Below are 12,718 nucleotides of genomic sequence, written 5' to 3'. Positions count from 1 at the left end.
GGCGGGGGGGGGGGGGCGGCCGGGCCCCCCCCGGGGGCGCCCCCCCCACCCCCGCCGTCAGTTCAGCCCGAAGTTCAGCGCCGGCAGCTGGAGGTGCAAATACCGATCGTCGTGCACTTGCAAGTGGACTTCGAGCAGGCCGGGGTCTTGGGGCAGACCACTCTGGTGAGAATACTGGTAATCGACACCGGTGCGTTGGAAGAAACCCCGGTGGCCGGAGTCGTCACCTTGGCGTCGAGATCGAATGCATCCATGGCGTACGTCCTTTCGGATCTCGCCGGCCCGCGGCCGGCGGCTTCAATGACATGAATCAGCGTGGCCCTGGCTCGCATCGGCCGCTATTGTCGTGCGCGACAAGATCTCCAGGGGCGGCGTGAAAGTAGAAATAGGATGCCAGGCAGAGGTGCACGCGATTGGTGAGCTCGAGTTTTCTCATGATCTGCGCCAGATGCGCCCGAACTGTGCGCTCGGTGATGTACAACTCGTCGGCAATGGCCTGGTTTGATTCGCCTGCCTGCAGTAAGGTGAACACCTCCATTTCTCGCGTTGTCAGCGTGCTGACTCTGGGAAGTGCCTCCAGCCAGCAACAACACTTGCAGCTCGCCACGGCGACCATGCTTTCTCCTTCGCGCGAGCACGCGCTCAGTTCGACCTGACGAACCGCCTTCCCCTCCGCGCGGACCGCGAGGCGGTCGATCACCGCGATGGCAGCGGGTCTCTCCGCGGGCGCGACTGCGTTCATCTTGGTCGGCGATTCACTGCGAGAAGGGCTTCCTCGCGGCGATCTGGCCAATGAATTCGAATCGGTGCTCGCTCATGAAAGGCGAAGATGGCATCTTCCGCTATTTGCGATGAAACGGTTCCTGCTGACGTGAAGTTGGATTAGTTGCCGAAATCTGACGTGGCTGCAGGGATGTGCGAGGCTCGGAGCCCGGCCGCGCGAGCTTGGCATTCGGTCGCGCCTGTCGTTGAGGCGCTGCTGGCGGACACTCACGAGAGGTCGTTCCCGCAACAGACTGCATATCTCCCCCTTGGTCATGGGATCGATGCCTTCGGGCATTCGATTCCTCTGTGACACATGAAATCGTTCCGATGTCCAGGTCTAGTGCGTTCGGGTTGTTCAAGGTTCCGCACTGGACGTTGAACAACAACGTCTGAACAATGAGAGGCGGGGAGGAGATGTCATGCCGCGTCCGGAGCGCCCGCTGGATGGAGACGACACACCGCTGTTGCGATTCGCGGCCGGTCTGCGCCGGCTGCGCGCAAGCGCCGGGAACCCGACGTACCGCGACTTAGGCGCTCAGACGCACTATTCCGCGGCCAGCCTGTCCGAGGCCGCGGCGGGCCGGAAGCTGCCCAGCCTTCCCGTCACGCTGGCGTACGTGAAGGCGTGCGGCGGGGACATGGTCGAGTGGGAGCGCAACTGGAGCGAACTGGCGGTTGGTCAGAAAGCCGAAAACGGCCCCAGCTCTCCGGTAGACGAACGAAAACGCAGAGAGGACGACCGGCGATGTCCGTATGTCGGGGCTGCGGTGTTTCGCGCGGAGGACGCGGAGTATTTCTGCGGGAGGGACTCGGCGATTGCGGAATTGACAGGCCGCGTGCGGAAACAGCGCTTTGTTGCATTGGTTGGCCGGTCCGGAGCGGGGAAATCTTCCTTGCTGCGCGCGGGTCTGATCGCCCGGGCTCAGGCGGCTGAGCACGGCTCGGGCTCTTCCGGGCCGGTGATGCTGATAGTGCCCGGGCGGCATCCGCTCGAAGAATGTGCCGTGCACCTCGCGAAACTCACCGAGGACTCCGCTGCCGTGTTGCGCGGAGAACTGAGCGAGGACCCAGTGAACTTGCATCTGCGGATCCGTCAGCTCATGGCCCGCCAGAGCTTCGACGCGGAGATGCTGGTGGTCGTCGATCAGTTCGAGGAGGTGTTCACCGCCTGCCAGGACCGGGACGAGCGAGATCTGTTCATCGCCGCGTTGCTGCACGCGGCCCAGACGGCGACGAGCCGGACTCGGGTGGTGCTCGGAGTCCGCAGCGATTTCTCCGTGAACTGCGCGCAGCACCCCTTGCTGGCCGATGCGCTCACGGACGCGCAGATGCTGCTCGACCCGATGAGTGCCCAGCAGTTGCGGCAGGCGATCGTCCAGCCTGCCGCGCAGAGCGGGGTGACCGTGGAAGCGGCACTGCTGGCTGCGGTGATCGCCGACGCGGGCGGCCAGGCCGGGGCACTTCCGTGGGTGTCGCGCGTGATGACGGAAACGTGGCATCGCTGTGACGGCGCCGCTCTCACGTTGTCTGGATACGAGGCCAGCGGCGGGATCGAGCACGCGTTGGTCCGCACCGCGGAGACTGCTTACCTTGAGTTAGCCGACCGGCACCGGCTCCTGGCCCGCGATCTGCTCCTGCGGCTGGTCTCGCTGGGGGAGGATAACGCGGACACCAAACGCCGGGCCTCCCGCTGCGAACTCGCTCTCGACTGTCCGGACGCCGCAGTAGTGCTGGAACGGCTGACCCAGGCGCGGTTGCTCGCGGTGGACGGGGCGACAGTCGAGTTCGCTCACGGGGGTCTGATCTGGTGTTGGCCGCGGTTGCGCGACTGGCTGACGCGTGATCGTGACGGGCTGCGGATCCGTTGTCGGCTCACGGACGCCGTAGACAGCTGGGAAGCCCTGCACCACGACGCTGGTGCCCTCTATCGAGGTACCCGCCTTGCCTTGACCCGGGAATGGGTCGCTACTACCGATGTCACGCTCACGCCGCGAGAAAAGCGGTTCCTGGAAGACAGCATCGCTGCCGCGGAGCGCGAACACGCGACAGCCCTCCGCCGGACTCGGCGGCTCCGGGTGCTTCTCGCGCTTTTGGTCATGCTGCTGCTGGTCGCGGCGTTCGCTGCGGTGTACGCGCTGTGCATCCACCAGATGGTCGCCGAACAGCGAGGCGCTTCGTTTGCGGAGAAAGCCGCTGGGGACACCGATATCCTGGTGGACGCAGATCCCGTGCTGGCCGGGCAGTTGCCGCTTGAGGCCTATCGGCCGGCGCTCTTGAGAGACGGCCGCTCCGGCCTGCTCACCGCCGGTACGCCGCCACCGTCGACGGCATCACGCTGGGCCAGCCCAGCTTGCTGTGCGACTGAGCGGTCGGAAGAGGTCTGGGTTGTTTAGCCTGCGACAGGCACCTCCTCGCGGTCGGTGGCAACGACAGAACTGCTCGGCTGCGGAACATCGCCTCTCCGCGCATGCCCGGATTCGTCTGTTCGCCGCACGCACTGCCGCAATCAGCATCGTCGCTTGACCCGGGACCGTCAGCCGTTGGCACCTGGGCAGCGACGCTCGCGTTGTCCGCTTGTGGAACATGGTTGAACCCCGTGCTCCCGCCGCTCTTGCGTCTCGCGTGAATGCAGCAGAGCGGTCGAGGTCGTTGCTGAAGCACCAGGTGGCACCTCCTGATGGCCCGGCCGCACCGAGAGGACAGCTCGGTTCCTGGACATCACGCACTCTCCGCGCTCGGTGAACGTACCGCGCGAGCGCGTCGACAACGTGTTCGCCTGGCTTTCAACCGCGCAGGGAATCTGATCGTTCAGCAGGCTTCGGCTGCACCGCCCGGATCTGGGACACCAGTGATCCTGACCGACGCCTGCATTGTCGACGATGTACCAGCACGCGAGCCAGGGCTGGACTGCGGCGCTGCGCTAGCCTGCGTCAGGCGGCGACCAGTCTTGCCGATCGGGTCTGCGTACTTGCCGCCTGGCCGTCGACTTCGCTGGCTGGGAACAAGATTTCGGCCCAATCGGCCGCAGTTCTGCCCAAGGGCCGGCCCCGGGGCAAAGGGGCGAGCGTGATCACGGTCGGCTTCTGCGTATCGGGCGAGCACGCAGTGACGGAGAAAGCTTCGCCATGCGACAGGACCGCGAGATACTAGCCGTCACCTTCAGTTAACTCGTCAGGCGACCTATCTCACCCCGCCACTCAGGTAAACGTCACCATCCCAGGGCTGTAATATGTACGTATATCCCGTACAGTAGTTCTGTAGCAGAACTAATCGTACGGGAGGCGGCAGTGACGATCGGCCTGGAGCGGGCTCGGCCGGCGGTCGTGCGGGATCATCCGAAGGCGGGGTGGTTCGCCGTCGGCGCGGTGTGTTTCGGGGCGTTCATGGGGCAGCTCGACGCCAGCATCGTCACGCTCACCTTTCCCGCGCTGCAGCACGAGTACGGGGCTCCGCTGGCCGCCGTCCAGTGGGTGTCGCTGGCGTATCTGCTCGCGCTCGTGGGATTGCTGGCGGCGGTCGGGCGGGTGGCCGACGCGGTCGGGCGGAAGCTCACGTACGTGCAGGGGTTCGGTGTGTTCACCGTCGCGTCCGTCGCGTGCGGGCTCGCGCCGACGCTCGGCTGGCTGGTCGCGTTCCGGGTCGTCCAGGCGATCGGGGCGGCGATGTTGCAGGCCAACAGTGTCGCGCTGGTGGTGCGGAGCGTCCGCGAGGACCGGGCGCGCGCCGCGCTCGGGGTGCAGGCGGCGGCGCAGGCGTTGGGGCTCGCGCTGGGACCCGCGGTCGGCGGGCTGTTGGTCGACACCGTCGGCTGGCGGTGGGTCTTCCTGGTCAACGCGCCGGTCGGGCTGGCCGGGCTGATCGCTGGGCGCTACCTCCTGCCGCGCACTCGCGAGCGCACGCCGCTGGGTCGCTTCGACGGGGCGGGGGTCGGGCTGCTGGCGACCGCGTCGACGGCGTTGCTGCTGGTGATTTCCGGGGTGTCCGGGCTGGAGATGCCGGGGTGGCTGCTCGTCGCGCTGGCCGGGGCGGCCGTCTTCGCCGCGATCGGGTTCGTGCTGCGCGAAAAGGCGGCGAGCAGCCCGATCCTGCAGCTGTCGGTGCTGCGGCCGCCGGTGGTGTCGCTGGGGCTGGCCGGTGCGTTGTGCGGATACCTCGTGTTGTTCGGGCCGCTGACGTTGCTGCCGCAGGTGCTCGGCACGGCGGGTGGGACCGGTGCGGTGCTGACGTGTCTTCCCGCCGGGTTCGCGGTCGCGGCGGTGCTCGCCGACCGGGTGCTGCCGAAGCGGCTCGGGTCCCGCGGACGCACCGTGCTGGGCGCGCTCGTGGCGGCGGCGGGATGCGCGGCGCTGGGACCGGCGTCCGCTCCTTGGGAGGTGGGCGTGTCGCTGGTGGTGGCCGGGCTCGGTCTGGGAGTGTTCATTCCAGCCAACAACTCGGCTGTCATGAGCGCGATCCCGGCGCGGATGTCGGCCACCGGAGGAGGACTGGTGAACATGGCACGCGGACTGGGGACGGCGCTGGGCGTGGCGCTCGTGACACTGTGCCTGCACACCGGCGGGGAAGCGGCCGCGCTGGCCGTGCTGGCCGGGGCCGGCGTCCTGGCCGCGGCGACCGGGCTGGCGGCACGCCCGGAGCGGGCCCGGTGACCGCGCCCGAACCCGCGCTCGCCGACGTCGTCGCCCGGCTCCGGCGGGCCATGCGGCGGGCCGCGCGCACCGCGGATCCGGACAACACGTTGTCGGTGGCGCAGCTGGAGTTGCTGTCGTGCCTCTTCGAGAATCCCGGCGCGCGGCCTAGCCGGATCGCGCAGTTGCTGAAGCTCGCGCCGAATTCGGTGACCACGATGGTCACGGGGTTGCGTTCGCGGGACCTCGTGACCCGCACCAGCGGTGGTGACGACCGGCGGACGGTGGCGCTCGAGCTCACCGATACCGGCCGGGCCGCGGTCGAGCGGTGGCAGGGGCACAACGCGGCGATCTTGGCCGCGGCGCTGGACGGGGTGCATCCGGCGTGGCGACACCTGATCGCGGCGGCGGTGCCTGCGTTGAACGAGCTGGTGGGGGCGATCGACGCGTTGGCGGAGACCGGGCAGCCGCACTGAACCTTCGGTTGGCTGCCGCGCCGAGCGAGCCGCCGGACGCTTGCGGAAGCGGGCCTAAAGCGCGGGCGGCCCAGCCTCGACCCGCCGCAGCACGGGCTCCAGCTTGTCCTCCTCCGGGCTCCCGAACGGCAGGCTCTCCTCCCACCACGTAACACCGGCCTCGGCGAACGGTTCGACGACACTTCGCGCCTGGACTGGGTCGGTGGGGCTCGTTCCGCCGAACACCACGTCGAACGGTGCGTCGGTGTCCCGCTCGCTCCGGATGTAGGCGATCATGTCCCGCACCTCGGACACCTCCGGCAACCCCTTGGTGCCAGCGGACTCGAAGATCGGCACCACGCCGTCCCAGCGAGCCGCGCGGCGCATCGGGCGGCGGTTGGGCCACCGGCCCGCCACCCAGACCGGCGGGCGCGGGCGCTGCACCGGCGGCGGGAGGAGCGTCACGTCGCGGGCGGTGAAGTGCTTGCCGGAGAACGTCACCGGCTCGCCGGTCCACAACCGGGCGATCAGGTCGACGCCCTCGTCCAGCTTCTCGGCGACCACCTTCGGGTCGGCTGATTCGCCGAAGTCGCCGAACTCCGCCTCCAGCGGCGCGCCCAGCCCGACGCCGAACACGACCCGGCCGCCAGTCAAGTTGTCCAAAGTGGACACCACGCGGGCGAGCTGCTGCGGGCGGTGGCGCGCGACGGGCGTGACCATGGGGCCGAGGCGGATCCGGCTGGTGGCGAGCGCGGCGGCGGTGAGCAGGATCCACGGGTCGCCGAACAGGCGGCCGGGACGTTTGTCCAGCACCACGTGGTCCCAGACGAACAGGCCGTCCCAGCCTGCCTCTTCGGCTGCCGAAGCGACCTTGGCGACCGCGCGCGGGTCGGCGAAGTCGCCGAAGTTCGGGATGCAGAACGAGAAACGCATGCCGCCAACCCTGCCCAGCCCCGGCGAACGCGTCAAACGGATTTGCCCGCCACGAAGGTCTGCCGCACCCGGGCCCGCAGCAGTGCGTCTGGTGCTTCGACGAACGGATCGACGTCCAGCACTGCGAAATCCGCGGCCAGGCCCGGCGCGAGCTGGCCGGTCAGCCCGTCCCACCGGCACGCATACGCGGCGTCGCGGGTGCCGTGGGCGAGGGCTTCGGCCAGGGGCAGCGCGTATTCCGGCAGGTTGGGTTCCAGGTCAGGGTTCAGCGCGGACCGGCGGGTCGTCGCGATGTACATGTTCGGCAGCGGCGGGTGCGGCGCGGTCGGGGCGTCGGAGCCGAACGCGAGGACGGCGCCCGCGGCGGTCAGTTCCGGCCACGGGAAGCCGCGCCGCACACGGTCGTCGCCCAGTTTCGCGCGCCAGTTTTCCTGGATCGCCGGGTCGGCGTGCACTGGCTGCATCGACGCGACGGCACCGAGTTTGGCCAGCCGCTTGACGTTCTCGGAGGTCACGGTCTCCAGGTGTTCGAGCCGATGCCGCCGGTCGCGCGGTCCATTCACCTTGATCGCGTGCTCCAGCGCCGACAGTGCGATGTCCGACGCTTCGTCGCCGATGGCGTGCATCGCGACCTGCAGGCCCGCCGCGTCCGCCGCCGCGACGACCGGGGCCAGCGCGTCCGGCGGCCACAACGGCCCAGGGTGACTGCCGTCGGCGAACGGCTTTTTCATGGCCGCAGTGCAAGTGTCGATGACTCCGTCGACCATCAGCTTGATCCCCGCCACTCGGAGCCACGGCCCGGACAGCCGCGCGCTCAACTCGGCCGCGCGCTCGACCTGGCGGAGATCATCCCGGGTGTTTCCGGTGCGTTCGATCAGCCAGTGTCCGGCGACACGCAGCGGAAGCCGTCCGTCTTCGAGGGCCCGTTCCAGGGCGGCGAGATCGGCCTCGGTGAGCGCCATGTCGACAGCGGTCGTGACGCCGTCCGCGAGGTATTGCGCGAACGCGGACGCCAGCGCGCGGTCCCGGTCGGCGTCGCTGGTCTGGTCGTCGAGGAAGTGCCGCATCAGTTGCAGTGCGGCGGTTTCGTACAGCATGCCGTCCGGCTCGCCGGTCTCGTCGCGGCCGATGTGCCCGTCGAGCGGGTCGGGCGTGTCGCGGTCGATGTCCAGCTCGCGCAGGGCGGCGCTGTTGACCCACGCGGAGTGGACGTCGTTCGCGGCGAGGTAGACCGGCCGGTCCGGGACCACCGCGTCGATCAGGTTCCGGTGCGGTGCCCGGCCGTCGAGTGCGTCGAAAAGCCAGCTGCGGCCGAGGATTCGCGGCGCTGCCGGATTGTCCGCTGCGGCGCGGGCGAGCCGGTGCTGGATGTCTTCGGGGGAAGTCGCGGAGAACAGGTCGACTTGCTCCAAGGCTTCGCCCATCGACACCAGATGCGTGTGCGCGTCGACGAACCCGGGCAGCACGAAGGCTCCGTCCAGTTCGACTACCTGAGCCTCGATCTGGTCGGCCTCCGCGGTGCTGCCTACGTATTCAATGGTTTCGCCACGCACGACCATGGATTCCGCCCAGCCGGACGCGCTCGCGGTGAAGATCCGGCCGCCGCGGTAGTGCACCGGGGTCATCGGGCCACCACCGTTTCCGCCGCCGCGAAGGTTCGCCAGCCCGCCAGGGTGTTCGGGTTGCCCGCGTGCACCCGCACGGTCCGGGCGGCTGGTTCGAGCAGGACCGTGGCCAGGGTCGCCCATCGGTCGCCGAACGCGGCGTCCGGTTCCGAGACGCAGCACAGCTTCGGTTCGCCGGGGCCGGAGCGGAGGAAGGCGACGAGGTCGACGGCATGGGAGGGCGTCGGATAGTCCCGCAGCCGGGTGGTCACCAGGGCGTGCCGCAGCTGGGAGTCCGGCTCGAACAGGCCGCGTTTCTCGCGGGCGGCGGTGTCAGGGTCGAGAAAGTGGTTGGTGTGCACCAGAAAACCTGCTTCCGGGTCGAGGGTGGTCACTCCGGCCGGGCTCAGCTCGGCGCAGACCGCTGTGTCGGGATCGAGCAGTGTGAAAGCTCCGGACGTGCGGATCGGGGCTGTTCGCAGCAGGTCGAGCGCTTCGGCGGTGCTGCCTGCCTCGGCCAGCACGGCCGCGGCCAAGACGTGGACCGGGACACCGGCGGCGGAATCGTCCTGGTGGCCGAGGATGGTGAAGAACAGGCCGAGACCTGCGCTGTTGACACCGATCTTGCCGAGGATGCCGTGTTCGGTGATCCCGGCGAAGGCATACCGCGTGCCGCGTACTTCCTGCGTGTGCCAGCAGTCCGAAAGTTCGGTGTGCCAGTCCCAGGTTTGGATTCCGAACGGCGAACTGGTGCCGGGAACGCGCACGAGGGTTGAGCATTCCGGCTGGGTGCGCGGTTCGGCGGCGATGATTTCCGTGCGTCCGTTGAGCGCCGCCGCTTGCCACAGTTCGATCCCGGCACCTGCGGCGATGCCCGCGATTTCGTCGGCGTAGCGGCTCCGCCAAGCGTCGACGTTGTCCAGCAACCGGAGTGCGTCGGTCCGGATCTGCTGCTCGGGAATGCCGAGGGTGTCGAACCAGCGCAGATACAGCTCCAGCGTGTCGGCGAGGCCGGCGCGCAGCTGGGTGCCGCGCGAAACGCCGCGGGCGTGCGGATCGGAATCGTTGACGAGCAGGTGCATTCTGTTCCTTGCGATCGAGGTCAGGCGGTGGCGCGCGGGCGGCCGGCGAGCAGGTAGATCGCGGCGGCGATCAGCATTCCCGCTGGCAGCGAGAAGTCGATCCCGCCGGCCGCGCGCGCCACGAATCCGGTGTACATGCCGGGAACGGAGAGACAGAACGCGGACGCGGTCGCGCCGAGGACGAGGGCGGCGATGCCGGGCCAGTGCACGCCGCCGACGTACCAGAACGGGCCGCCGCGGCGTTCGTCGGCGAGCGCGTGGCCGTCGTAGCGGTTGCGACGCAGCAGAAGGTCGGTCACGTAGATCGCCATCATCGGGCCGAGCACGACGACCATCAGCTGCATCAGGTCGTTGACTGCCTTGAGGAAATCCGACACGAGCAAGGCGTACAGGGTGAGCAGCACCCCGGCGGTGCCGTCGAGCAGGACGCTGCGCGAACGGCGCAGGCGGACGCCGATCGCCTGCAGCGCGAGGCCGGAGCTGTAGACGGTCATCGCGTTGTTGGCGATCGCGCCGAGGATCACCGCGACCAGGAAGATCGGGGTGAACCAGGACGGCAGAACGGATTCCAGCGCGGTTTGCGGGTCGCTCATGTCCAAAGTGGTCGCGGCGAACGCGCCGAGCGCGGTGAACGCGACGCTCGGCAGGAAGGCTCCGGCGGCGGTCCAGGCGGCGACGGCGAACGGTTTGGTGTCGCGCGGAAGGTAGCGCGCGAAGTCCGCGCTGGTGTTGTAGGACAACGCGGCGGACGCGACCAGGGCCACGCCGCCGGCCAGCGCCGCCCACAGCGCGGCCCCGTGCAGCGGCGTCGCGGGCTGGTAGCTCCACGCGGTGTGCCGGATCAGGAATCCGCCCAGCACCAGGAAAACCGCGGTCGTCACGATGGCGAGCGGCAGGTAGAGGCGCACGATCACGGAGTGGCCGTACACGCTGATCACCAGCGTCGCCGCGGCGATCGCGACGATCACGAGGACTTTGCCCAGGGTGTTCAGCTCGATGCCGAGCCGCGCGCACAGGCTGAACGCGGTCACCGAGGCCGCGGACCAGCTCAAGGCCACGTAGCAGACCGAAACGAGCCAGCCGTTCAGCCCGATCACGAAGCGATTGCCGCGCGTGCCGAACATCGCCCGCATGATGACCTCGCTCGGCGCTCCCGCCGCCGGGCCGCTGACCGCGACGAGGCCGACCAGCGCCCAGCACAGGTTGCCCACGACGATCACCGCGAGCGCCTGCGGCAGGCTCAATCCGCTGAGCACCAGCGCGCCGCCGACGACCAGGCTGAGGTAGCTGACGTTGGGCGCGGCCCACACCCCGAACAGGTCGCGGGCCCGGCCGTGCCGCTCGTCGTCGCCGATGACGTCGATGCCGTGGGCTTCCACCCGGGGACCGCGCCCGGAGCGGGCGGGCGGCGGCGCGGACGTGCCGGGTGGCGCGGGCGGGGTGGCGGGAGCGGTCATGGCGAACCTCCGGACCGGGGAATCGACCCGGGTCACGGTAAGGACCCAAATCGATTTGGGCAATGGCCGGGCCGGAGCGGTTTCCAAAACGATTTGGCCGAGGTTAGGCTGCTGCGCCATGGCCGGGAAGAGAACGCGGGCGACCATCAAGGACGTCGCCCGCCGCGCCGGGGTTTCGCCGACCACGGTGTCGCACGCCTTCAGCGGGAACGGGACTGTCGCGGCCGAGACCGCGGAGCGGGTGCGGGAGGCGGCGCGCGAGCTGGGCTACCGGCCGGACACAGTCGCCCGCGGGCTGCGGTCCAGCAGGCTCGGGGTGCTCGGGCTGGTGGTGCGGCCGCTCGACCCGCTGGACACCGCGTTCCTGGAAGGCGTCGACTACTTCCTGCGGTTCGCCGGGTCGGCCGCGCTGGCCGCGGTGGAACGCGGGTACGGCCTGATGCTGGTGCCGGACCCGACGCGCGCCGACGCGCCCGCGGTCGGGCTCGCCTGCGACGGGTTCCTGATCACCGAACCGGTCGAGAACGATCCGCTGATCACGATGCTGACCCGCGAGTGCGTGCCGTTCCTCGGCGTCGGGCGGGACCCGGCGCGGCCCGCGTCGCCGGACTACCTCGACCTCGGCACCGGGCGGATCGTCGCCGAGGTGCTCGACCACCTGGCCGCGGCGGGCGGGTCGCGGGTCGCGGCGGTGCTGGGCACCGATCGCAACGAGTGGAACCTGGACGCCGAAAGGGCTTACCTGGACTGGGTTCGCGCTCGCGGGCAGCGGCCGCTGGCGGTGCGCCGCGCGGAGGTCGCCGGGGAAGCGGGCGGACGCGAGGCGGGGGAGGAACTGTTCGGGACGGCCGAGCCGCCGGACGCGGTGTACTGCCAGACCGGACGGCACGCCGCCGGGGTGCTGGCCGCCGCGCGGGCGCGGGGACTGGCGGTGCCCGGCGACGTGCGCATCGCCTGCGGCGCGGATTCCGATTCCGAGCACACCCGGTCGTCCGTCCCGCCGATCACGTCCGTCGACCTCCGGCCGGTGCGGCTGGCCCGCATCGCGGTCGCGGTGCTCGCCGACCGGGTCGAAGGGATTGAACCGCCTGTCCCCGGGCCGGCGGAGTACGAGCTGATAGTGCGCGGGTCGACCCGGGGATAAGCGGATGTTTTCGTTCCGGGTCAGGCGTGCGGGACCGCTCCGACACGCGATTCGCGCGGCCGCAATCCCGAGAGCGCCCCGCTGAGCGCGAGCCGGCCGGGGCCGGTGAACGCGAGCAGCAGCAGCGCCCAGCAGAACATCGCGGCCGCTTCGCCGCCGTTCTCGATGGGGAAAAGCCCTTGCGACACATGGACGGAGAAGTAGGCGTACGCCATCGACCCGGACCCGATCAGCGCGGCGAGCCGGGTGGCGACGCCGAGCAGGACGAGACCGCCCGCGACGAGCTGGATGAGCGCGGCCCACCACCCCGGCCACGAGCCCGCCTGTGCCGCGCCGTGCGCGCCGAGCACTCCGAACAGCGATTTCACGCCGTGGCAGGCGAAAAGGAACCCGACGACGATGCGGAACAAACCGAGCGCGTAATCCTGTGCCGCGTCCAGCCGGTGCATGATGCCTCCACATAGGACGACTCGGGCGGACGGCCGTTCGGACATCGCTACCGTCCGCAGAGTGGTCCAGACCTTTCCTGGACCGGTGTCAGGTATACCGGTGACCGGAGTCTCGGCGATACCTGCGAAAGTCAGGTTTCGCCTGATCCGCGGGCTGTGGTAACGGCTGGGGAAGGGGGTGGCGTCCGGTTCGGGGAACCGGCG

General features: G+C 69.6%; 11 protein-coding genes. 4 read left to right on the top strand and 7 right to left on the bottom strand.

The genetic code is table 11. The features are described 5' to 3' along the window. Window positions 1-74 precede the first annotated feature (74 nt). Both ABZX37_RS25260 and ABZX37_RS25255 read right to left on the bottom strand, forming a co-directional pair. Window positions 75-254: an FDLD family class I lanthipeptide gene (locus ABZX37_RS25260; RefSeq protein ID WP_354743443.1), complete on the bottom strand. Its 180-nt coding sequence runs from the start codon at window positions 252-254 to the stop codon at window positions 75-77. A 56-nt stretch (window positions 255-310) separates the two neighbouring features. Further along, complete coding sequence (locus ABZX37_RS25255) at window positions 311-742, bottom strand: helix-turn-helix transcriptional regulator (RefSeq protein ID WP_354743441.1); 432 nt, start codon at window positions 740-742, stop codon at window positions 311-313. Between the two features lie 442 nt (window positions 743-1,184). Here ABZX37_RS25255 and ABZX37_RS25250 point away from each other — a divergent pair, with 442 nt between their 5' ends. From ABZX37_RS25250 to ABZX37_RS25240, 3 genes are all read left to right on the top strand, one after another. Further along, window positions 1,185-3,158, top strand: coding sequence for an ABC transporter ATP-binding protein (locus ABZX37_RS25250; protein ID WP_354743439.1), 1,974 nt, complete (start codon window positions 1,185-1,187; stop codon window positions 3,156-3,158). An 894-nt stretch (window positions 3,159-4,052) separates the two neighbouring features. Beyond that, a complete protein-coding gene (locus ABZX37_RS25245) occupies window positions 4,053-5,411 on the top strand; it encodes an MFS transporter (RefSeq protein WP_354743437.1) in 1,359 nt (452 codons plus the stop codon). Next, entirely contained in the window at window positions 5,408-5,866 is a 459-nt protein-coding gene (locus ABZX37_RS25240) for a MarR family transcriptional regulator (protein ID WP_354743435.1), read from the top strand. Before ABZX37_RS25245 ends, ABZX37_RS25240 begins: the two co-directional genes overlap by 4 nt. Window positions 5,867-5,920: 54 nt before the next feature. On the opposite strand, the gene ABZX37_RS25235 is transcribed toward ABZX37_RS25240, so the two are convergent. Genes ABZX37_RS25235 through ABZX37_RS25220 form a run of 4 tightly spaced genes read right to left on the bottom strand, consistent with a single transcriptional unit; the run spans window position 5,921 to window position 10,921 of the window. Beyond that, the gene (locus ABZX37_RS25235; RefSeq protein ID WP_354743433.1) at window positions 5,921-6,778 is read right to left on the bottom strand and encodes an LLM class flavin-dependent oxidoreductase; all 858 of its coding nucleotides are present in this window, start codon (window positions 6,776-6,778) and stop codon (window positions 5,921-5,923) included. Window positions 6,779-6,810: 32 nt separating this feature from the next. Further along, on the bottom strand, window positions 6,811-8,403 hold the full coding sequence (locus ABZX37_RS25230) for an amidohydrolase (RefSeq protein ID WP_354743431.1): 1,593 nt from the start codon (window positions 8,401-8,403) through the stop codon (window positions 6,811-6,813). Next, window positions 8,400-9,464 carry a C45 family peptidase gene (locus ABZX37_RS25225; RefSeq protein ID WP_354743429.1) on the bottom strand — a complete coding sequence of 355 codons (1,065 nt, stop codon included), beginning with the start codon at window positions 9,462-9,464 and terminating at the stop codon, window positions 8,400-8,402. Before ABZX37_RS25225 ends, ABZX37_RS25230 begins: the two co-directional genes overlap by 4 nt. Window positions 9,465-9,484: 20 nt before the next feature. Continuing rightward, a complete protein-coding gene (locus ABZX37_RS25220; protein WP_354743427.1) occupies window positions 9,485-10,921 on the bottom strand; it encodes a cytosine permease in 1,437 nt (478 codons plus the stop codon). Between the two features lie 118 nt (window positions 10,922-11,039). Here ABZX37_RS25220 and ABZX37_RS25215 point away from each other — a divergent pair, with 118 nt between their 5' ends. Further along, window positions 11,040-12,065, top strand: coding sequence for a LacI family DNA-binding transcriptional regulator (locus ABZX37_RS25215; RefSeq protein WP_354743425.1), 1,026 nt, complete (start codon window positions 11,040-11,042; stop codon window positions 12,063-12,065). Between the two features lie 20 nt (window positions 12,066-12,085). Here ABZX37_RS25215 and ABZX37_RS25210 read toward each other — a convergent pair whose 3' ends face one another. Further along, entirely contained in the window at window positions 12,086-12,514 is a 429-nt protein-coding gene (locus tag ABZX37_RS25210; RefSeq protein WP_354743423.1) for a DoxX family protein, read from the bottom strand. Window positions 12,515-12,718 lie beyond the last annotated feature (204 nt).

Origin of the sequence: Amycolatopsis sp. NPDC004079, from assembly GCF_040610415.1 — a bacterium.
Lineage (GTDB): Bacteria > Actinomycetota > Actinomycetes > Mycobacteriales > Pseudonocardiaceae > Amycolatopsis > Amycolatopsis halotolerans.
This window is presented reverse-complemented; position numbering and strand designations above follow the sequence as displayed.

Excerpts from the sequence above, each read along its gene's own strand:
- ABZX37_RS25230 (WP_354743431.1), bottom strand. The coding sequence starts at position 8,403 with ATGACCCCGGTGCACTACCGCGGCGGCCGGATCTTCACCGCGAGCGCG.
- ABZX37_RS25215 (WP_354743425.1), top strand. The coding sequence starts at position 11,040 with ATGGCCGGGAAGAGAACGCGGGCGACCATCAAGGACGTCGCCCGCCGC.
- ABZX37_RS25210 (WP_354743423.1), bottom strand. The coding sequence starts at position 12,514 with ATGCACCGGCTGGACGCGGCACAGGATTACGCGCTCGGTTTGTTCCGC.
- ABZX37_RS25220 (WP_354743427.1), bottom strand. The coding sequence starts at position 10,921 with ATGACCGCTCCCGCCACCCCGCCCGCGCCACCCGGCACGTCCGCGCCG.
- ABZX37_RS25235 (WP_354743433.1), bottom strand. The coding sequence starts at position 6,778 with ATGCGTTTCTCGTTCTGCATCCCGAACTTCGGCGACTTCGCCGACCCG.
- ABZX37_RS25250 (WP_354743439.1), top strand. The coding sequence starts at position 1,185 with ATGCCGCGTCCGGAGCGCCCGCTGGATGGAGACGACACACCGCTGTTG.
- ABZX37_RS25225 (WP_354743429.1), bottom strand. The coding sequence starts at position 9,464 with ATGCACCTGCTCGTCAACGATTCCGATCCGCACGCCCGCGGCGTTTCG.
- ABZX37_RS25260 (WP_354743443.1), bottom strand. The coding sequence starts at position 254 with ATGGATGCATTCGATCTCGACGCCAAGGTGACGACTCCGGCCACCGGG.
- ABZX37_RS25255 (WP_354743441.1), bottom strand. The coding sequence starts at position 742 with ATGAACGCAGTCGCGCCCGCGGAGAGACCCGCTGCCATCGCGGTGATC.